Raw genomic sequence first — 20,930 nt, 5'->3', positions numbered from 1 at the left:
GGTCGTTCGAGATCGCCGCTGCACCGGGTTAATGCGAGGTTGGCGGCGCGTCCTTGCTACTTTGACAAGACCGTCGCCGTTGCCACCGCTGCTGCCGTTGCAGGCTGAAGCAGCGGTCCGATGCGTAAGGCTACTTCCTTGAGCTTCGGCGCTGCTTTCAGCAGATCCTCAAGGCTGGCACGCGCCGTGGGTGCGTGAACGGCCAACGCCGCGAGCACGCGGCCGTCCTCGATGCCGCGCACCGGCACCGCGACCGCGACCATGCCGCGGACGAATTCCTCATTGTCGACACCGATGCCGCGCATGGCGAGGCGGTCGAGTTCCGCTTCCAGCAGATCGATATCGGTCAGGGTGCAATACGTCATTGATTTGAGCGACAAGCGCCGGATGACAGCGCCGCGCTCGGCCGGCGTCATCTGCGAAAGAAACAGTTTGCCGCTGGCAGTGCAATGGAGCGGGACGCGCGTGCCCGGTTGCAGATGCAGGCGCAAAGGTTCGCTCGTCTCGACGCGCTCGACGTACAGCACGGTATCGCCGTCGAGCACGGTGAGATTGCAGGTCTCGCCAAGCGACTCCACCAGCGTGCGCAGCAACGAACGGCACGCGCGCGTAAACGTGCTGTTCGCGAGCGTGGTCAGCGCGAGTTGCGCGGCGCGGGGCCCGAGCGCAATGGCGCGATCGGCCCCGCGCGAATCCGGCATGTGCGTGACGTAACCGCGTGCTTCGAGCGATTCGATCAGGCGCATCAAGGTCGCCTTCGGAATCTGCAGACGTAAGGACAACTGGGAAAGCGACGACGGTTGTCCGGCGGACGCAAGTTGTTCCAGCACGCTGAGCGCGCGCAGGACGCGGGTGTCGTCGGCGGGCCCGTGAGCAGGCGAGGGGAGATGCGTGGTGTCTCTCATTGTCCTTCCCGGGGCGGATGAAGGTGGATGCAGTCCGAACAGATCGGTGACAACCCGGATAAGCGCGTGCGGACCGATCGAAAAGTGAAACGAAAAAGTCGGTTTTCGTACCGGATTAATCAATCGTAACCGGAATCGCTTGAAGTCGAAACTGCCATCCAATAAATTGAGACAAAATGATCCGTTTTTAAAAGCAAAGGCAGCAGCACGGAGACATCAATGGTACGGAGTTTCGACTACGTGGTCGTCGGCGCGGGATCGGCGGGTTGTGTACTTGCCAACCGTCTTTCTGAAAATGGCCGCTACTCGGTATGCCTGCTCGAAGCCGGGCCGCCCGACCGCTTTCTGTGGATTCATATCCCGATCGGTTACGGCAAAACCATGTTTCATCCGGTCTACAACTGGGGCTTTTACACCGACCCGGATCCGAACATGCACGACCGCAAGCTCTACTGGCCGCGCGGGCGCACGCTGGGCGGCTGCAGTTCCATCAACGGGTTGATCTACATTCGCGGCCAGAAAGAGGATTACGACCAGTGGGCGGCGCTCGGCAATTGTGGCTGGAGCTGGAAGGAGTGCTTGCCTTACTTCCGGCGGCTCGAACACAACGAGCTTGGCGAATCGTCGACGCGCGGCGTGGACGGTCCGTTATGGGCCTCTACGATCAAACAGCGCCACGTACTCGTGGATGCGTTCATCGCTGCGTCGAATCGCCTGGGCGTCCAAACGGTAGACGACTTCAATCAGGGCGATCAGGAAGGGGTCGGCTACTACCAGCTGACCACGCGGCGCGGCTGGCGTTGTTCGACCGCTGTCGCCTACCTCAAGCCCGCACGAAAGCGTCCGAATCTGCAGATCGAGACCGATGCGCTGGCGTCGAAAATCCTCTTTGAAGGCACGCGTGCGGTGGGTATTCGTTATGAGCAGCATGGCAAGGTTCACGAAGTGCGCGCGCACCGCGAGGTGGTGCTGACGGCGGGCGCACTGCAGTCGCCGCAATTGCTGCAAGTGTCGGGTGTCGGGCCGGCAAAATTACTCAACGAGTTGGGTATTCCGGTGGTCGCGAATCGCGCGGGTGTCGGCGAGAATTTGCAGGATCATTTGCAAGTACGCCTGACTTACGAGGTGACGCGGCCAATCACGACGAACGACTTGCTGCACTCCTGGACGGGCCGCGCGAAGATGGGCCTGCAATGGGCGCTGTTTCGCGATGGGCCGCTTGCCGTCGGCATCAATCAGGGCGGCATGTTCTGCCGCGCGTTGCCGGACGAGGCGAAAACGCCCGACATCCAGTTCCATTTTTCCACGCTCTCGGCCGACACCGCCGGCGGCGATGTTCATGTCTTTCCCGGCTGCACTTATTCGATCTGCCAGTTGCGGCCGGAGTCGCGCGGCAGCGTGCGGATTCGCACAGGCGACATGCGCGACGCGCCGTCGATCCAGCCGAATTATCTGTCGACCGATCTTGACCGCCGCACGACGGTTGCGGGTGTGCGTTTTGCGCGCCGCGTTGCCGCCACCGAGCCCATGGCATCGCTGATGAAACGCGAAGTGCGTCCTGGCCCCGACGCGCAAAGCGACGACGAACTGCTGCACTTTTGCCGTGAATATGGCCAGACGATTTTTCATCCGTCCGGCACCGCGAAGATGGGTGTGGCGAGCGATCCTGGCGCGGTGGTCGACGAACGATTGCGTGTGTATGGCACGGAAGGCTTGCGGGTGGTCGATTGCTCGATCATGCCGACGCTAGTCTCGGGCAATACCAACGTACCGATCGTGATGGTCGCCGAGAAGGCGTCCAGCATGATCCTCGCGGATGCGCGCGCGAGCGATCGGCCGGCAGGGCAGATGCAAGCACGGAGCATGGAAGCGCAGTATTGACGCAAGAAGCAAAACGATCGCGACCTGACTCGCTGCATTCGAAGTCGATAACAGCAGCGTGCAGGCGGCGAAATTCGTGCCCCAGGAGGAGACAAACGGGGGCTCAAAAGCGCTGCGTTGCCGGACGGCACGCGGCCATCCATTGGAGAAGGCGCTATGGCAATCGATAAGCGGGCTATCCGCCGCGTTGCATTCGCGAGCGTGATTGGAGCGACGGTCGAATGGTATGACTTTTTTCTGTACGGCGTCGTGGCGGGCATTGTGTTCAACAAGCTTTACTTTCCCGCTCACGATCCACTCGTCTCGACCATGCTGGCCTACGGCACGTTCGCCGTCGGCTTCGTGACACGGCCGCTCGGCGGCGTGATCTTCGGTCACTTCGGCGACAAGGTCGGACGCAAGTCCGCGTTGATCTGCACGCTCATCATCATGGGGATTTCGACCGCGGGAGTTGCCTTCGTGCCGACCTTCGCTCAGATCGGCATCTGGGCGCCGATTCTGCTGCTCGCCTTGCGCGTATTACAGGGCATCGGGCTCGGTGGCGAGTGGGGCGGCGCGGTGCTGATGGCCTATGAATATGCGCCGCCGAACCGGCGCGGTCTGTACGCGAGCTTGCCGCAGATCGGTTTGTCGATTGGCTTGTGCCTCGCGTCGGGCATTGTCGCGGGTATTTCCCGGCTGTTGCCGGAAGCGGCGTTCCTCTCGTGGGGCTGGCGTCTTGCGTTTGCCGCATCGCTGCTGCTCGTGGTGCTCGGTCTCTACATTCGCCTTAAGGTGATGGAGACGCCCGAGTTTCTCGCGCTCAAGCGCAACCGCCGCGACGTGAAAATCCCGTTCGTCGACATGATCACGCGCTATCGCAGTTCGGTGCTGCTCGGCATGGGCGCGCGCTGGATCGACGGCGTGTTCTTCAACATCTTCGCGGTGTTCATGATCGGCTACCTCACGCAGCATCTGTCGATGAGCCGCACGGAAGCGCTCACTGGCGTGATGATCGCGGCGATGGTGATGTGCTTCTTCATCCCTTTCTTCGGCAGGATGTCGGACCGGATGGGACGCGCGCGCGTGTATCGCTGGGGCTCGCTGATTTGCGGCGCCTCGGTGCTGCCGGCCTTCTGGCTGATGGAGACGCAGGCCGGCAATACGCTGGCCGTCTGGCTCGGCGTGGTGATTCCTTTCGGCATCTTCTACGCGATGGTCTACGGTCCGGAAGCCGCGCTCTTCGCCGAACTGTTCGATCCGGAGGTGCGTTACACCGGCATCTCGTTCGTGTACCAGTTCTCGGGCATTTTCGCGAGCGGCCTCACGCCGATCATCGCGACGGCGCTGCTGCGGCTCGACGGCGGCAAGCCCTGGTACGTGTGCGGTTACGTGATTCTGTCGGCGCTGCTCTCGGCATGGTCGGCGCGAGCGATGGAACGGCGCACGAAACCCTTCGACGAGATGGCGACCGCGCGTTGACGACGGGCGGCGCCGAACAACTATCCCCGTAGCGGGGAGGAGAATGAAGTGACTGATATCGTGACGGGCAAACCCGACAGAATGGTGGCAGTACGAACCGTTTTCGGCATCGATTCCAGCCTGATGGTGCCCGCTTTCAGCGAGCGCGACGACCACGTGCCGGAGATCGACGAGGTCTACCGTTTCAATCCGGAAGTGACGCTGGCCATTCTGGCCGGCTTCAGCCGCGATCGCCGGGTGATGGTGCAGGGCTTGCACGGCACGGGGAAGTCGACGCATATCGAACAGGTTGCGGCCCGCCTCAACTGGCCGTGCGTGCGCGTCAATCTCGACGGCCATATCAGCCGCCTCGATCTGGTCGGCAAAGACGCGATCGTGGTGCGCGACGATCTGCAGGTCACGGAGTTTCAGGAAGGGATCGTGCCATGGGCATTGCAGCGCCCGGTCGCGCTGATCTTCGACGAATACGACGCGGGGCGTCCGGATGTGATGTTCGTGATCCAGCGCATTCTCGAACGCGACGGCAAATTCACGCTGCTCGATCAGAATCGTGTGATTCATCCGCATCCGTATTTTCGCATGTTCGCCACCACCAACACGGTGGGACTGGGAAATCTGAACGGCTTGTATCACGGCACGCAGGTGCTGAATCACGCGCAGATGGACCGCTGGAACGTGGTGGCCACGCTCAACTATCTGCCGCGCGCGGAAGAGGCCGGCATCGTGCTTGCGCGCGTGCCGGAACTCGCTGACACCGCGGGACGTGCGCTGATCGAATCGATGGTGAGCGTGGCGGAACTCACGCGCAGGGGGTTCGCCAGCGGCGACCTGTCGACGCTGATGTCGCCGCGCACGGTAATCAACTGGGCGGAGAACTGCCAGATCTTCCGCGATCCGGCGATGGCGTTTCGTCTGACCTTCCTGAACAAGTGCGACGAAGCCGAGCGGCCGATCGTGGCTGAGTATTTTCAGCGTTGTTTCGGTGTTGAGCTTGAGGTTGGGGCGAACGCCAACGCTGAAGGCTACGCGGCGGGAACCCGCTGATGATTTCGGAAAGAGAGGCTACGCCGACCCAGGCGGGCTTGGACCAAGCGGCAGAGGACCAGACGGTCCCGCGGCAAGCGGCCTTGAGTCAGGCGACATTGCGGCAAGCGACTACGGGCTCAGCGACCTCGCAGCAAGCAACGCCAGGCCAGCCGACCTCACGGCAAGCCACCCTTCGCGCGGGGCAGCGCGAGGCGCTGTGCGCGGCGGCCGTGCGTGCCCTCACCGGCGACGCCGCTTTGCAATACCGAGAAGGCCGGTTGTGCCGCGATCTGCGGCCTGTGCCCCTGCACGCGCCGCATCTGCGCACCGACCCGCAGCTGGACGACTTCGCGTCCCTGCGCGGCGCCGCCGATGGCGCGGCCCTTCGACTCATGCACTCCGATGCGGCGCTGCATGGCCGCCTATGCCCGGCTGATCCCATCGAGCGGCTGGTGTTCGAACTGCTCGAACAGTTGCGCTGCGAAACGCAGACGCCGCCCGGCATGCCGGGCCTGGCGCAGAACCTGCGCGAGCGTTTCGAGGCCTGGTCGCGAGCTTTCTATCACGCCGGGCTTGCCGAAGACCACCTCGGCATTCTTCTGTACACGGTCGCGCAGATTGCATGGTCGCGCCTCACAGGCTGGCCCGTGCTCGAACAGATCGAAGACCTGATCGAAGCCACGCGCGCGGCGATCGTGCCGGTGCTGGGCGTGCCGCTGGCGGGCTTGCGCCGGCATCGCGCCGAGCAGGACGCGTTCGCTGTCCACGCGCTGGAACTTGCACGGCTGGTGGCCGGGATGATCCGTGCCGCCCGCGCGGACGCGCTGGATGATACGCAGGACGACCCGCAGGAGCGCGACGAAAAGACCCCGCGCACGGCGTTCTCGCTCTGGTTCGACGTCGAGGACGACGAGTACAAGGATATGGCCGTTGCGCTGACCGGCCAAAGCCGCGTGCTCGAGGCATCGGAGCAGGGTTATCGCGCCTTTACGACGCGCTATGACCGTGAGCTATCCGCGGGCACGCTGGTCCGCAAGGCGTTGCTTGGCGAGTTTCGCGAACGGCTCGACGAACGCGTCGCTGCCCAGGGCATCAACGTGGCACGACTTGCGCACGCGCTGAAGGCGGCGCTGGCGATACCGCAACGCGACGGATGGTCGTTCGGTGAAGAACATGGCCGGATCGACGGGCGGCGCCTTGCACAACTGGTTAGTTTTCCCGCTGAACGGCGCCTGTTCCGGCTTGAGCGGAACACGCTCTTGGCGGACTGCGTGGTGAGCTTTCTGATCGACTGCTCGGGCTCGATGAAAGCGCATATCGAGCCGGTGGCGATCATGGTGGACATCCTCACGCGCGCGCTCGACCAGGCTGGCGTGACCACCGAAGTTCTTGGCTTCACCACCGGTGCCTGGAACGGCGGCCTGGCTCGGCTCGACTGGCTGGCCCAGGGCCGCCCTCATCATCCGGGCCGGCTTAATGAACTGTCTCATCTGGTGTTCAAGGACGCCGACCGGAGCTGGCGACGCGCCCGCGCCGACATTGCCGCGCTCTTCAAGGCGAACCTGTTTCGCGAGGGCGTGGATGGCGAGGCGGTCGACTGGGCCTGTGCGCGTCTCGTCGCACGTCCTGAGGCGCGGCGCATCCTGATCGTGATTTCGGACGGCAGTCCTATGGACAGCGCGACGGGCCAGGCCAACGACGCCTTCTATCTCGACAACCATCTCAAGGCTGTCGTGGCACGCCATGAGGCCGCGCGTGACGTGGAGGTGCTGGGTTTGGGCGTCGGACTGGATCTCAGCCCGTATTACCGCCGCTGCCTGGCGGTGGACCTCTCTGCGCCGCCCGACATGAAGCTGTTCGCGGAGATTGTGGGTTGGATCGGCGCTCGCGGGCGGGGCGGAAAAGGGTAGCGGGGATAGCGGGTTTGCGGATTCGCATTCGCGGTTTTACATCCACGGCTTCAGGCGGATCTTGCGACGGTCGAAGCCGTGAAGAGGCAGAAGCCAACATTCTTGAATGCTACGGCCAATATGCACGATGGAGAGATTCGGGCGAGAGCATATTGAATGCCCGAAAACGGTCGGTGACAGTCGGTTTCGCCCGAGCCGGAAATACCGGCGCCTGGGCAGCACGAACGGACAACCAGGTAAGACCGACAAGAAAAAGCCGACCCGCGATGGTCGGCTTTTTCGCTAGCGCGGATATCCCAAAAACATAGCCTTCCGATGATCTGCTAGTTTACGCCGTCACGAATGACGCTATCCAGCAAGGTGCTGAATGCGATTACTTAGACTAGACCTAGGTTCAGGTGGCCACTGCGAGCTGCCTCACCGGACGGAATATCGTGGAGCGTGCAGCAAGGCTGCCCGCGAGAAACATCCCGAACTGGCGAAGCAACTGCCGACTGCGATGCAACGCGTACTGCAGCAGGCGCAGCGGGAACAGGCCGAACGTTCACGGCAGAGCCGTGAGCGGATCCATCAGCGTCGGCGGGATCCGGACCTGGATCATGGCGGGCCTGAGCGCCAGGGTTGAATCGGCTTCTGCGTAACGCTCATGTACTGCTTAATCTCCGGCTTTCCAAGTGCGATCAGGTTAAGCATCGCGACGCAGATGCGCCACGCAGGGACTGGAATCGTCTGTCACAACGGCGTTGTTGCAAAAATCAGGGCGCTTCGCGAGGGCTTGACGTTTACGCGCAACGCTCGGGTTGTCCAGGATGTTAACTTCGCATCGAACTGGGTAGATTCTCGATTTTTTCCCCGAGAAGATGCGCAAGGACGAACGCAAGGCAAGCGAGCCCAAAGGGGTGTACCGCGTCAGAAACTGGCGGGAATACAACACCGGTCTGATCTCGAGAGGTGACGTGACCATGTGGATTGACGAAAGCGTACTGGTGCCGGTATCTGAGGCTGGCCCGGCCAGGCGCGGTCGGCCGCGTGTCTACAGCGATGCGGTGATTCAGATGTTGCTCGGGCTCAAGCAGGTCTTTCATCTGCCGCTGCGCGCTCTGCAAGGCTTCGCGCTCAGTCTGCACAAACTCGCCTACCCGGGCTTGCCGGTGCCGAACTACTCGACCTTGAGCCGTCGCGCACAGACCCTGAAAGTCGTACTGCCAACGCAGCGTCCCGATGCACCCTTGCACCTGGTGATCGATAGTACTGGACTGAAGGTGTACGGCGAGGGCGAGTGGAAAGTGCGCAAGCACGGCTATTCGAAACGCCGGACATGGCGAAAGGTACATCTTGCGATGGACGCGAACACCGGTCAGATCTGCGCTGCACTGATGACCCATCAGGACGAAGGTGATGGCGAAGTGTTGCCCGATCTGCTCGACCAGATTCCGGCTGATGTGGTGATCGATACCATCGGCGGCGATGGTGCCTACGACACCAGGCCGTGCCACGCGCAGATCGCCGCGCGTAGCGCGATCCCATCGATTCCGCCGCGCGAGGGAGCGAAGCCCTGGCCAGATAGCACGCCCGGTGCCGCCTGGCGCAATGCAGCTATCGACGCTATCGGGAGAAGCAGCAGGCGCGAATGGAAACTGGCGACTGGCTACCACCGGCGCTCGCTTGCCGAGACCTTGATGTACCGGCTCAAGGTACTCACGGGCCCGTGCCTGTGGGCTCGTGAAACTGGATCGCAGGCGACCGAAGTATCGATTCGTGCGGGCGTGCTTAACCGCATGACGGCACTCGCTCGCCCGCAGTCCGTCCGTATCGCCTGAGATCGAAAGCACAGGGGTCATGTTGTCTCTACGCCTGATTAACGCAACAACGCCTGTCACAACTAGCAAAGCAGGTTTGCCTATGTCGCAATGGAATACGCTTTCGGTCCCGTTGGAGACCGGTTGGCAATGCACGCTGGTTCCATGACTATGCACCCTGACAAAACGCCGAAGGTGCCCGCGCACGCGCTGGCGCATGCAACTTTTATCATCTCGGGTGATGCTGTAGTGCCGGACTTCTGGACCGAGTATTTTGGCATTCCCCCTGACTCCACAATCACGAAAGGAAAGCCCTTTTTATATCCTTCCGGCAAGCTCAGCACTCGCCCCGGAAAATTGGGTTTGTGGGCGGTAAAAAGCGAGTCTGCGGTGTGCAGCGATCATCTCACCCCGCATTTGCGATACTTGACTGATCGGCTTTTATTGCCGCGTGCTGGCCTGCGCAATCTCGTTTGCCACGACGAAGATAAGATGTCTTTCTGGTGCTACTGGCACAACGAAACCGGCGACCGCGTGCCCGATGTGCCTGACGGCATTCGCGCGATGATGGAAGAGATAGGCGGCACCATCGAGATTGACGAATATCGGTAGCCGGCTTGCCCGCGAAAGGCGAGCTATCCAGCTTGACAAGGGTCATGACGCGAGCGGCGAGGTGCATGGGTCCTTCGCTTCTGCTGTTTGCGCCTGCACGGCGGTCACCGCGATCACGAAGTAGATATCGTCGGCGCTGCATCCGCGCGACAGATCGTTGGCAGGCTTTTTCAGACCTTGCAGCAAGGGACCGATTGCCTTCGCGTCGCCGATCCGCTCCGCCAGCTTGTAACCGATATTGCCGGCCTCCAGGCTGGGGAAAATCAGCACGTTGGCGTGTCCTTGCACCTGCGAGTGCTCGATTTTGCGCATGGCGATCTCGGAGACGAGGGCCGCATCCAGTTGCACGTCGCCGTCGATCGCCAGATGCGGGCGCGAGGCTCTCACCAGACGCGTCGCTTCCACAACCTTGTCGACTGCCGCGTGCCGTGCACTGCCACTGGTCGAAAATGACAGCATGGCGACGCGCGGCTCCTCCATCAACAGGCTTTGCGCGCTGTCGGCCGCCGCCATCGCAATCTGGGCCAACTCACCAGCGTCAGGGTCCACCACCAATCCACAGTCGGAGAAGATCAGCCCGCCTTTGAGCGTATGGAAAGGCTCGCACAGCATCATCAGAAAGAAGCTCGACACCAGCTTGAACGATGGATGAATACCGATGATCTGGATCGCCGTGCGGACCACGTCGGCGGTTGTGTGGACGGCGCCGGCCACCGAACCGTCGGCGTGACCGAGCCGCACCATCAGATTGGCGAAGCAGAGGGGCTTGAGGATCTCCTGTTTCGCTTCGTCGAGCGTCATGCCTTTTTTGCTGCGCAGTGCGAAGAGTTCATCGCTAAAGGAATCGGCGAGCGGCGAGGTCGCAGGATCCACCAACTCCATGCCGGACAGTTCGATGTTTTGCCCAGCGGCCGCTGTGCGAATGCGCGTGCTAGATCCCACCAGCACGATGTGGGCGATGCCCTCACGCGTCGCGCGTTGCGCGGCTTCCAGCATGCGGGGATCTTCCGCCTCGCAGAGCACGATGCGTCTCGGTGAAGTGCGGGCGCTTTCGATGATGCGGTTGATGGCTTTCATGGCACGGGGCGGCGATCACGGTTGAAAAAGGGAGCCGCGAACGAAGGCGGCCAGAGACGAAGCAGGCACCAAACGAACGCGGCGCGAAAACAAAAAAACCGGAAACGGCAGGGGAAATCCCGTTTCCGGCCTGCCGGGCGCGAGGAAATGTGCCTCCCGCGCCCGGACCGTCAGACAACGGTTGAATCAAACATAGTCCTTGTACTTGTCGAGCAAACGCACCGGCTTGGCCAGCGCATCGCGGCGGAACGGATCGCCGAGCTCGCGGGTGCACATGATCTCGATGATGGTGGTCTTGCCGTGATTCATCTGCGCATCGATCGCACGCTTTAACGCGGGGCCGACGTCCTCGAGCCGATCCACGGTGACCCCCTCGGCGCCCATCGCGCGAGCGATCCCGGCAAAGCTCTGGTTGTCGAGTTCACCGGCCACGAAGCGGCGGTTGTAGAAGTCCACCTGGTTCTTCTTCTCGGCGCCCCATTGCCGGTTGTGAAAAACCACCGCCGTGACCGGAATGTTGTGACGCACACAGGTCATGGTTTCCATCAGGCTCATGCCCCACGCGCCGTCGCCGGCGTACGAGACAGCGGGGCGATGGGGCGCCGCAACCTTGGCGCCGATGATGGTGGGAAACGCGTAGCCGCAATTACCCCAGCTCATCGCGGCGAAGAAGCTGCGCGGCTTGTTGAACCGCAGGTAGCTGTTGGCCACGGAGTTGATGTTGCCGATATCGGTGGAGACCATCACGTCGTCCGGCATGGCCTTTTCGAGTTCGCGCAATACCTGGCGCGGGTGCAGATAGGTGCCCCCGCCGGGCGTGCGCTCGTGCTTCTGCTCCTCGATCATGTCGAGGCTGTACGGGTCGCGCTCATGCGTCCAGCCATCCAGTTCTTTCTCCCATGCAGCCTTCTCCGCGGCGATGTGGCCGGCGCGGTCTTCACGCGAGGCGTCGCAGGCGAGGGTGCGGCCTTCGAGCCGCTGCGTGAGTGCAACCGCGGCGGCCTTGGCGTCGCCGCAAATGCCCACGGAGATCTTCTTCACGAGGCCGAGCATTTTGTGGTCGGCATCGATCTGGATGATCTTGGCGTTCTGCGGCCAGTAGTCCATGCCGTGCTGGGGCAGCGTGCCGAACGGTCCGAGGCGCGAACCGAGCGCGATCACCACGTCGGCGCGCTGGATCAGTTTCATTGCCGCCTTGGAGCCCTGATAGCCGAGCGGGCCGCACCACAGCGGGTGGCTGGCGGGGAAGGAGTCGTTATGCAGGTAGCTGTTGACGACCGGTGCGCCCAGGCGTTCGGCCAGCGCCTTGCACTCCTCGATCGCATCGGCCATGACTACACCGCCACCGGAGATGATGACCGGGAACTTAGCCTCGGCGAGGAGTTCGGCCGCTTCGTTCAGGCGTTGATCGCCGCCGGGGCCGCGGTCGAGGCGCTGCGGCTGCGGAATCTCGGCCTTGATCTGGCCGTAGAAGTAGTCTCGCGGAATGTTGAGCTGGGTCGGGCCCATCTCGGCCAGCGCGCGGTCGAAACAGCGGCCGGTGAATTCCGCCATGCGCGCGGGATGGGTGACGTGGCCCTGATACTTGGTGAACTCCTGGAACATGGGGAGCTGCTTCGCTTCCTGGAAGCCGCCCAAGCCGATGCCCATGGTGCCCGCCTCGGGCGTGATCATGACCACGGGGCTGTGTGCCCAATAGGCCGCGGCGATGGCGGTCACGCAATTGCTGATGCCCGGGCCGTTCTGGCCGATCACCACGCCATGGCGGCCCGACACGCGGGCGTAGCCGTCGGCCATATGGCCAGCGCCCTGCTCGTGCACCACGGGAATGAGACGGATGCCGGCCGGCGCGAAGATGTCCATGGCGTCCATGAAGGCCGAGCCCATGATGCCGAACATGTCGGTCACGCCGTTCGCGGCCAGGGTTTCGACGAATGCTTCCGACGGGGTCATGGCCTGCGGGCCGCTGATGGGGGTGTGATCGCTCATGAGGCTTGTCTCCGCTGTTTAATGAAACCGGAACATTTTGTTCCGAAAAGTGATTATCTAAAATGTAGAGCATGCACCCGCGATGGTCAATAGGTGATGCTGGATAAACGGTACAATTTGTCTCGAAAATTAATGAATGCGATGCTGCGTGGAATGTATGGGACGTGGTTCAATCCCACGGCAGCGAATAGGTCTTCACGTTGGTGAAGCTTTTCATCGCCTCCTGCACACCTTCCTTGTAGCCAAGACCCGAATCCTTGATGCCGCCGAACGGTGTCAACTCGAGCCGGTAGCCGGGTACTTCGCGCACGTTCACGCTGCCCACCTGCAGTTCGGCGATAAAGCGCGTGATGTAATCGAGGCGGTTCGTGCAGACCGAAGACGAGAGCCCGTAGTCAGTCGAATTGGAAATCCGGATCGCGTCGTCGATATCGTGAAAGCGGATCACCGGCGACACCGGCCCGAAGGTTTCGTATTTGACGAGCGGCATGTCGGGGGTCGCATGATCGAGGACCGTTGGCGAATACAGCGCGCCCTCGCGGAGATTGCCGAGCAGCAACGTCGCGCCGCGGCTGATCGCATCGTTCACCTGAGCTTCGAAGAAGGTCGCCGCGGCTTCGTCGATAACGGTGCCCATGTCGGTTGCCGGATCGGCGGGGTCGCCATAACGGATGGCCCGGGTCTTCTCCACGAGCAGTTCGACGAAGCGATCGGCCACCGCTTCATGCACCAGAATCCGCTTGACCGCGGTACACCGCTGGCCGGAGTTCTTGTAGGAGCCGGCAACGGTGAGCGTGCTGGCTTCTTCCAGGTCGGCGTCTTCCATCACAATGATCGGATCGTTGCCACCGAGTTCGAGCACCGCGCGCCGATAGCCCATCTTGCTGGCGATAGATTTGCCGATCTGCACGCCGCCGGTGAAGGTGATCAGATCGACGTGCTGATTCGTGATCAGTTCGTCGGCGATGTCTTTCGGGTCGCCGGTGACGACCTGCAGCATTTCTTGCGGCAGGCCGGCTTCGTAAAGGATGTCCGCGAGCAGGTAGGTGGACAGCGGCACCTTCTCGGAGGGCTTGACGACGATGCGGTTGTTGGTTGCGATGGCGGGCACGATTTTGTGCGCGACCTGATTCATCGGATGGTTGAACGGGGTGATCGCGGAGATCACGCCGAGCAACGGATCACGCTGGGTGTAGACGCGGCGCTTTTTGCCGTGCGGCGTGAGATCGCAGGAAAACACCTGGCCGTCGTCCTTCAGCGCTTCATGGGCGCCGAACGTCAGGACGTCGGCGACGCGGCCTGCTTCGTATAGCGAATCTTTCATGCACAGGCCGGACTCGGCGGTGATCAGGCCGGCAATTTCTTCAGTACGCCGACGGACTATGTCCGCGGCACGCAGCAGGATCTGCGAGCGCTCGTAGCGTGTGAGCCGCGCCCGATATGCGTGTGCCCAGGCAAACGCGTGTTGCACGTCCGCCAGCGTCGCTTTGGGCACCGTGCCCACCAGTTCGCCGTTATAGGGGTTGAAGACTTCGATGATCTCCGCACGCCGTATTTTTTCTCCGCCGATGCGCAGCGCTTCATGACGGACCTGCCACTGCCGTACTTCCGCGATCGAATTCATGCTGCCTCCAGCGATAACCGATAGCTGAAGTATTGCGGAGGGTGCGGCTAGCCGAGTAGTGCCAGCCGCCGCCAATCGCTGAGTCCACGCGGGCGGGGGGCTGTATGGCGTTCCACGGCGCCCCATGGTGCAATGCGGCGCCATAAGACAAACGCGGCCGCTATTGGGCCGCGCTAAATCAATCAAACTCGCGGGTCAAACCCGGCCTTTCCACGGCACCAGCACGCGTTCGAGATGGCGCATCAGCAAGTCGAAGCACAAAGCAAAGAAGCCGATTACGACAATGCCCATGATCACCACGTCGCTCGCAAGAAACTCCGCGGCGTTGAGGACCATGAAACCGAGGCCGCTGGTCGACGCCACCATTTCCGCGGCGACGAGCGTCGTCCAGCCGACGCCGATGCCGATCCGCATCCCCGTGAAAATCTCCGGTAGCGCAGACTTCAGAATCACATACAGCACCACCTGTGTGCGTGAGGCGCCCATCGAATAGGCTGCATGAATCTGCTCGATCGACACCGATCGCACGCCGGATCGTGCCGCAATGGCGAGCGGCGCGAAGATGGCCAGATAGATGAGAAAGACCTTGGAGAATTCACCAATGCCGAACCAGATGATGATGAGCGGCAAATAGGCGAGCGGCGGAAGCGGGCGGTAGAACTCGATCGGTGGATCGAAGATGCCGCGCGCAAAACGCGAGACACCCATCATCACGCCGATTGGAATCGCGGTCACACAGGCGAGCGCGAAGGCGCCGAACACGCGCAGCAAGCTGATACCAGTGTGCTGAATGAGCGTGGAACCGGCGAAACCCTCCGTGGCGACAAACACGAACTTGGCATACACCGCTTGCGGCGACGGCAAAAAGAGCGGCTTGATCCAGTGCAGGTTCGTCGCGACAAACCATAGCCCGACGAATAGCGCGACCGTCGCGAGGCTCGCAACGATACTGCTGCCCTGGCCGGGTACGCCGAACGTGTCGCCTGGCTTCGCGGGTTTCTTGGCGAGAAGCCGTGGACGTCGACCGGGCGTGCGTGGCGGCTCGATCGGCGTGTCGGATCCCAGCGGGGCGTCATGGCCTTGCGCAAGGACATGAGCCCGTTTTGAACTAAACATGTGTCACCTCGGCTTCGGCAGCGTGCATTTTCTCGTCGCCGTAAATGATGCTGAGCACGCGCTCGCGCATGTCGATGAAATCGGGGCTCGATTTGATGGCGCGCGCGTCGCGTGTTTCGAGAAAGCGCCGGTTGAAATCCAGCTCGTAGGTGTGCGTGATGCGCCCGGGACGCGGCGACATCACGATCAGGTGGCTGGCCAGAAACAGCGCCTCCTCGACGCTGTGCGTGATGAAGAAGAACATCTTGCTGGTCTTCGTCCAGACGTCGAGCAGCAGTTCCTGAATGGTTTCGCGGGTCAGCGCATCGAGCGCGGCCATCGGCTCGTCCATCAGCAGCATGGCGGGGTCGCAGGTCAGCGCGCGGGCGATGCCGACACGCTGCTGCATCCCGCCGGAGAGCTGATAAATCATGTGCTTGTGAAAGTCCTGCAAGCCGACCAGCGCCAGATTGCGCGCGGCGATCTCGCGCCGCTGCGCTTTCGGCACACCTTGAAGCTTCAGGCCGAACTCGGCGTTGCCGATCACGTTGAGCCAGGGCAACAGGGCATGCTTCTGGAACACGACGCCGCGGTCGGCGCCCGGACCTGCGATCGGCGACCCGCCGAGCAGCAACTCGCCGCTGGTCGGCGCGATGAAGCCCGCCATGAGCGAGAGCAGGGTGGTCTTGCCACAACCCGATGCACCGAGCGCGACGACGAAGTCGCCCGAGTTGATGGTCAGATTGATGTTGTCGAGCGCATGCACCGTCTGACCCGCCTTGCGCCCCGGAAAGACCACGCTCACATCCTTGACTCTCATGCTTTCCATGTTGCCTCCTGATTCGACAGAAACCGCTTACGTCTTACGTCATTTGAGTTTCATGGCCGCTTCGGCATAAGCGGGGGTCACGAACTTCGAGTAGTCGGGCAACACCGCGCTGATCTGCTTCTGATCCTTCAGGAAGTTGGCCGTGTCCTTCAGCGCGAACGTTGCGCGGCCTGCACTGCCGCCGCCCAGCCATTGGGCGGAGGCCTGTTCCTGGAGTGTCGGGAAGGCATACAGCGAAAGCGATTCCGGCACGTCGGCGGGCGAGCCGCCGATCATCTTCGCGATGGCCGCGGCCTGTGGCGAGGTGGCGTTCCATTGCGCCGCGTTCTTGCGGTACTGATCGTCCGCATTGGCGATGGCTTTCACGAGCTTGGCCATGAAGTCCTTATGCGCCTCGCCCCATTGGCGATCGACCGCAATGCCGTCGAAGGTCGGTTTGCCGAGCTTGGACAGGTCGCCGGATGTGATCAGGACCTTGCCGTTTTTCTTCAACTGGGCGAGCGCCGGGTCCCACACGTAGGCGGCGTCGATATCGCCGCGCTCCCACGCCGCGACCAGCTGGTTCGGCTGCATGTTGAGGATCTTCACCTCGGACGGATTGATGCCCCAATGCTGCAGCGCGAACATGGTGTGATAGTGCGTCGTCGAGACGAACGGAACGCCGATCGTTTTGCCCTTCAGATCAGACGGTTTGGTGATGCCCGAGCCATTGCGTACAACCATCGCTTCGGCCTGGTTGATGTTGTCCAGAATCCAGAAGAGCTGCAGGTCGAGCCCCTGGCTCACCGCCGCCGCGAGCGGGCTCGAGCCGATCACGCCGACCTTCACGTCGCCCGAGGCCATGGCGGTCGCGACCTTCGCGCCGGATTCGAACTGCCGCCAGTTGATCTTGTAGCCCGTGTCTTTCTCGATCGAGCCGCTCGCGATCGCGACGACCCAGGGGTCGACGATCTGCTGATAGGCAATCGTGACCTCCTTGTCCTGCGCGTAACTGGCGGGCGCCACCGCGCAGGCCAGCGCGGCCAAGGCCGCCACAGTCACGCGGCGCGTCAGATTGCCGAACCAGCGGGACAACTTCGGGTGTGTGTCGCTTTTCATCGTAGGTCTCCAGAATAGCCGTGTAGGTACGCGAATACACGTGAATTCAACGCACGCCGACGGGGGCTTGTCCCAATCGCCGGCAATGGGTTGATGCGAGTATCGTCAGTAAAAAATGTTGCAGGTTAGGGCCAGACGTGGCTGATCGTTGAGTCCACACCGCTGCACCAGGATGGGCCGTAGCGCCGGTTCGGCCGGCAGCCGCCCGGGGGCGGCTGGCAGGCGTTTTTTTGTGCGTCCACAATGCCGGTGTCCGCCTTCGTGCGGGCGGACCCCGCCTAAAAAAACAGGAGAAAGCATGGCAAGTCGCACCTCGGTGGCCTTATGGAGCCAGCGGTTCCAGCGTTCACCCGAGTCGAACATGAGCCTCCAGGGTCAAATTCGCCAGATGCTGGTGGCCGCGATTCTGGACGGCCAACTGCTGCCGGAGCACGCATTGCCGTCGAGCCGGGAGCTCGCCGACCAGTTGAGCGTCGCCCGCAATACGGTCGTGCTCGCGTACCAGCAACTGGTTGAGGAGGGCTATCTGATTTCGCGCGAGCGCAGCGGGCATTTCGTCAACCCGGCCATCCTCGAAGGGCGGCACGAATTTGCGCCGCTGCAAACCGTCCCGGGGCAGGCGGCCAATGAGGCGCTAGCAAGGCCGGACTGGGATCAGCGCGTTAAAAGACGACCCTCGTCGCAGCGCAACATCGTCAAGCCGGGGAACTGGCTGACTTACGAATATCCCTTTATCTACGGACAATTCGACCAGTCGCTGTTTCCGACCAACGACTGGCGCGAATGCTGCATGAAGGCGCTGTCGGTCATGGAGATCCGCAACTGGGCGCCGGACCTGATCGAGCGCGACGACGATACGCTGATCCAGCAGATCCGCACGCGCGTGTTGCCGCGGCGCGGCGTGTTTGCCATGCCGGACGAAATCGTCGTGACGATCGGCTGCCAGCAGGCGCTCTATCTGATCGCGGATCTGCTGGCGAGCGAGCGGACGACGATCGGTTTTGAAAACCCCGGCTATCCGGATGCCCGTAATATCTTCGAGAACCGCAATGCGCGGCTGCAACCGCTGCCTGTCGATAGCGGCGGCGTGCGCCCGGTCGAAGACGCCGATCTGCTCGCGCAATGCGACTACGTCTATGTGACGCCAAGCCACCAGTGCCCGACCACGGCCACCATGCCGATCGAGCGGCGCCATGCGCTGCTGGAACAGGCGCAGGCTCACGATTTCGTACTGATCGAAGACGACTACGAGAGCGAAAACAACTTCTCAGGCATGCCGCACCCGGCGTTGAAGAGCCTGGATACAGCGGACCGGGTGATCTATATCGGCAGCCTGTCCAAGACTTTTGCACCGGGGCTGCGGCTGGGCTATATCGTCGGGCCGCGTGAACTGGTCCGCGAACTGCGTGCGTTGCGGCGCCTGATGGTGCGGCACCCGGCCGCTTATATTCAGCGCGCCTTCGCCACCTTTCTGGCGCTCGGCCACCACGATGCGCTGCTGCGGCGGCTCGCTCACGCCTATCGGGAGCGTGCCCAGGCGCTGATGACAGCGCTCGACACGCACCTTCCCGAAGCGCGCTATCTGCCGGTGGGCGGCGGCGCGTCGTGCTGGGTCGAGGGACCGCCGTGGCTCGATGCGACCCGCCTCGCCGCGGACGCGCAGGCACACGGGATTCTGATCGAACTGGGGCGCGTCTTTTTCATGACCGGACTGGAGCAGAACCATTGCTTCCGGATGGGTTTTTCAGCCATCAAGCTCGAAAAGATCGACGAGGGCGTGCGTCTGCTCGCGGAGCTCGTGCGTGCGCAGGAGCCCGAAGCTTAGGCGGTGGAACGAGCAGCTTAATAAGCAGTGGAATAAGCCTGCTAGAACGTTTTAGCAAGCTGCTGAGCCGCTTCCTGCAAACGCGGTACAAACTCCAGGGCGCGCGAGAGCGGCGCCCGCGAAACCGGCGCGTGAACGGCGATCGCCGCAATACAGGTGTTGTTCTCATCCATTACCGGCGCGGCCACGCACGCGATGCCGGCGACAAATTCCTCATTGTCGATGGCAATGCGCTTGTGCGCGGTGCGGTCGAGTTCCGCTTCGAGCAGTTCGGGATCGGTGATGGTATTCGGCGTGAAGCGTTCGAGTTTCAGCGTGTGGACGAGGGCGCTGCGTTGTTCGCGCGGCAGCATGGCCAGCAACAGCTTGCCGCTTGCGCTGCAATGCGCCGGCACGTGTGAGCCGGGCTTGAGATCGAGCCGCAACGGCCAGGGCGCTTCGAGCCTGTCGAGATAGAGCACCTCGGTTTCGTGCAGCATCGTGAGGTTGCAAGTCTCGCCGAGATCGGCCACCAGGTTCGACAGGATCGCATGGCGCAGCCGGCGGGCACCCGAATGCATCATGACGCCCAGACCGAGTTGCGCGAGACGCGGCCCGATCACATAGGCGTTCTTCTGGCCCGGCTCGCGGATCACGAGCCCACCGGCCTCGAGCGAAGCGAGCATGCGATGCAGCGAAGCCTTTGGCAAGTCGACGTCCTGGGCAATGTCGGCCAGCGACACCGGACCTTCGGCGCGCACGAGATGTTCGAGCAGCGCGAAGGCACGCAGGGTGGGAGTATCCGCTGTAGTCATGTCGGCCGTTCCGGAAAATGGATCGCCGTCATTGTACCGCGTGGCCTTGCCGGTGGTGGTTTTCGCCGGATCGCAGCGATTCCAGGGCCGTATTTCAGCGTGAGCCGTCCCGTTTTTCGGAATGCATCGCGGCGCAACTGCACGGCGCATGAATGCACATTTGCAGCGGTGGCGGGCCCGTTTTCGGCGCTGCGTGCCGGGACGCTACGCCTATTTCACCCGCGCTACTGCCGGAACGTCTTGGCGGTTTCCTCCGCGGCAAAGCGCAGATCGGGCAGGAAGGCCAGCAGATCGTCGAGCACGACCCGCCCGACCGGCGCCTGGACGGCGATCGCCGCGCATGCGCGATTGCGGTCCAGCATGACCGGCACTGCGATCGCGATGAGCCCCTGCAAATGCTCCTGATTGTTGATCGCGAGCTGACGCCGCCGCGTCACGGTCAGTTCCTTGCGCAATTCGCCGCGATCCGTAATCGTCCGTTCAGAATAGGCGCGTAGCGGCAAGGTTTCGATGACCCGTTCGCGCCGGTCCTTGGGCAGGAAACTGAGCAGCAGCTTGCCGCTTGCCGAACAGTGCAGCGGCACATGCGAGCCCGGTTGAAGATGCATGCGCAGCGGCCACTCAGTTTCCACCCGGTCGACGTAGACCACGTCGTTGCCGGCTAGCATCGTCAGATTGCAGGTTTCGCCGATTTTGGCCACCAGTTGTTCAAGCAGCACATGGCGGGCTGCGGCCGGCCCCGCATGCATCAGCACATTGACCGCCAGCATCCGCACGCGCGGCGAACACTCATACAGCCGGTCGGCGCTGCGCGTGACAAGCCATGCATCCATCAACTGCACGAGGATGCGATGCACGGTCTGCTTGGGCAGTTCGAGGGCATGGACGAGATCGGTCATGGAAAGCGGGCTGCTTGCCTCAGCCAACGTTTCGAGTACGCGAAATGCACGCACGGCCGCTGCATTCGATTGATTCGAAGTCGACACGCTGTCTCCTCAACATCGT

General features: G+C 62.4%; 16 protein-coding genes. 7 read left to right on the top strand and 9 right to left on the bottom strand.

The genetic code is table 11. The features are described 5' to 3' along the window. Positions 1–56: 56 nt before the first annotated feature. Complete coding sequence (locus B0G76_RS29940; protein WP_120295674.1) at positions 57–905, bottom strand: IclR family transcriptional regulator; 849 nt, start codon at positions 903–905, stop codon at positions 57–59. Positions 906–1,124: 219 nt separating this feature from the next. Here B0G76_RS29940 and B0G76_RS29935 point away from each other — a divergent pair, with 219 nt between their 5' ends. The 6 genes from B0G76_RS29935 (at position 1,125) to B0G76_RS29910 (ending at position 9,594) form a co-directional block, all read left to right on the top strand. Beyond that, entirely contained in the window at positions 1,125–2,786 is a 1,662-nt protein-coding gene (locus tag B0G76_RS29935; protein ID WP_120295673.1) for a GMC family oxidoreductase, read from the top strand. Between the two features lie 156 nt (positions 2,787–2,942). Next, on the top strand, positions 2,943–4,247 hold the full coding sequence (locus B0G76_RS29930) for an MFS transporter (RefSeq protein ID WP_120295672.1): 1,305 nt from the start codon (positions 2,943–2,945) through the stop codon (positions 4,245–4,247). Between the two features lie 48 nt (positions 4,248–4,295). Next, the gene (locus B0G76_RS29925; protein ID WP_120295671.1) at positions 4,296–5,291 is read left to right on the top strand and encodes an AAA family ATPase; all 996 of its coding nucleotides are present in this window, start codon (positions 4,296–4,298) and stop codon (positions 5,289–5,291) included. After that, a complete protein-coding gene (locus B0G76_RS29920) occupies positions 5,291–7,183 on the top strand; it encodes a cobaltochelatase CobT-related protein (RefSeq protein WP_120295670.1) in 1,893 nt (630 codons plus the stop codon). Before B0G76_RS29925 ends, B0G76_RS29920 begins: the two co-directional genes overlap by 1 nt. An 860-nt stretch (positions 7,184–8,043) precedes the next feature. Further along, the gene (locus B0G76_RS29915) at positions 8,044–9,003 is read left to right on the top strand and encodes an IS5 family transposase (RefSeq protein ID WP_120295669.1); all 960 of its coding nucleotides are present in this window, start codon (positions 8,044–8,046) and stop codon (positions 9,001–9,003) included. Between the two features lie 150 nt (positions 9,004–9,153). After that, positions 9,154–9,594: a DUF4279 domain-containing protein gene (locus B0G76_RS29910; RefSeq protein ID WP_120295668.1), complete on the top strand. Its 441-nt coding sequence runs from the start codon at positions 9,154–9,156 to the stop codon at positions 9,592–9,594. 42 nt (positions 9,595–9,636) lie between these two features. Here B0G76_RS29910 and pta read toward each other — a convergent pair whose 3' ends face one another. From pta to tauA, 6 genes are all read right to left on the bottom strand, one after another. Next, complete coding sequence (pta, locus tag B0G76_RS29905; protein ID WP_120295667.1) at positions 9,637–10,671, bottom strand: phosphate acetyltransferase; 1,035 nt, start codon at positions 10,669–10,671, stop codon at positions 9,637–9,639. Between the two features lie 186 nt (positions 10,672–10,857). Further along, positions 10,858–12,660: a sulfoacetaldehyde acetyltransferase gene (gene xsc / locus B0G76_RS29900; RefSeq protein ID WP_120295666.1), complete on the bottom strand. Its 1,803-nt coding sequence runs from the start codon at positions 12,658–12,660 to the stop codon at positions 10,858–10,860. A gap of 169 nt (positions 12,661–12,829) precedes the next feature. After that, positions 12,830–14,284 (bottom strand): phosphonoacetaldehyde dehydrogenase, encoded by a 1,455-nt coding sequence (gene phnY / locus B0G76_RS29895; RefSeq protein WP_120295665.1) that lies wholly within the window; start codon positions 14,282–14,284, stop codon positions 12,830–12,832. A 195-nt stretch (positions 14,285–14,479) separates the two neighbouring features. After that, complete coding sequence (locus tag B0G76_RS29890) at positions 14,480–15,400, bottom strand: ABC transporter permease subunit (protein ID WP_120295664.1); 921 nt, start codon at positions 15,398–15,400, stop codon at positions 14,480–14,482. Next, the gene (locus B0G76_RS29885) at positions 15,393–16,208 is read right to left on the bottom strand and encodes a taurine ABC transporter ATP-binding protein (protein WP_120295663.1); all 816 of its coding nucleotides are present in this window, start codon (positions 16,206–16,208) and stop codon (positions 15,393–15,395) included. The genes B0G76_RS29890 and B0G76_RS29885 overlap by 8 nt, the downstream gene beginning before the upstream one ends. A gap of 39 nt (positions 16,209–16,247) precedes the next feature. Beyond that, positions 16,248–17,306, bottom strand: coding sequence for a taurine ABC transporter substrate-binding protein (gene tauA, locus B0G76_RS29880; RefSeq protein ID WP_120295662.1), 1,059 nt, complete (start codon positions 17,304–17,306; stop codon positions 16,248–16,250). 298 nt (positions 17,307–17,604) lie between these two features. Between tauA and B0G76_RS29875 the strand changes: the two genes are divergently transcribed. Beyond that, positions 17,605–19,131, top strand: a complete 1,527-nt coding sequence (locus B0G76_RS29875) for a PLP-dependent aminotransferase family protein (protein ID WP_120295661.1) — start codon at positions 17,605–17,607, stop codon at positions 19,129–19,131. 41 nt (positions 19,132–19,172) lie between these two features. Here the strand turns inward: B0G76_RS29875 and B0G76_RS29870 are convergent, their stop codons facing one another. Then, positions 19,173–19,925: an IclR family transcriptional regulator gene (locus tag B0G76_RS29870; RefSeq protein WP_120296913.1), complete on the bottom strand. Its 753-nt coding sequence runs from the start codon at positions 19,923–19,925 to the stop codon at positions 19,173–19,175. 224 nt (positions 19,926–20,149) lie between these two features. Continuing rightward, complete coding sequence (locus B0G76_RS29865) at positions 20,150–20,911, bottom strand: IclR family transcriptional regulator (protein ID WP_120295660.1); 762 nt, start codon at positions 20,909–20,911, stop codon at positions 20,150–20,152. Positions 20,912–20,930: the final 19 nt, after the last annotated feature.

This window comes from Paraburkholderia sp. BL23I1N1 (assembly GCF_003610295.1).
Lineage (GTDB): Bacteria > Pseudomonadota > Gammaproteobacteria > Burkholderiales > Burkholderiaceae > Paraburkholderia.
This window is presented reverse-complemented; position numbering and strand designations above follow the sequence as displayed.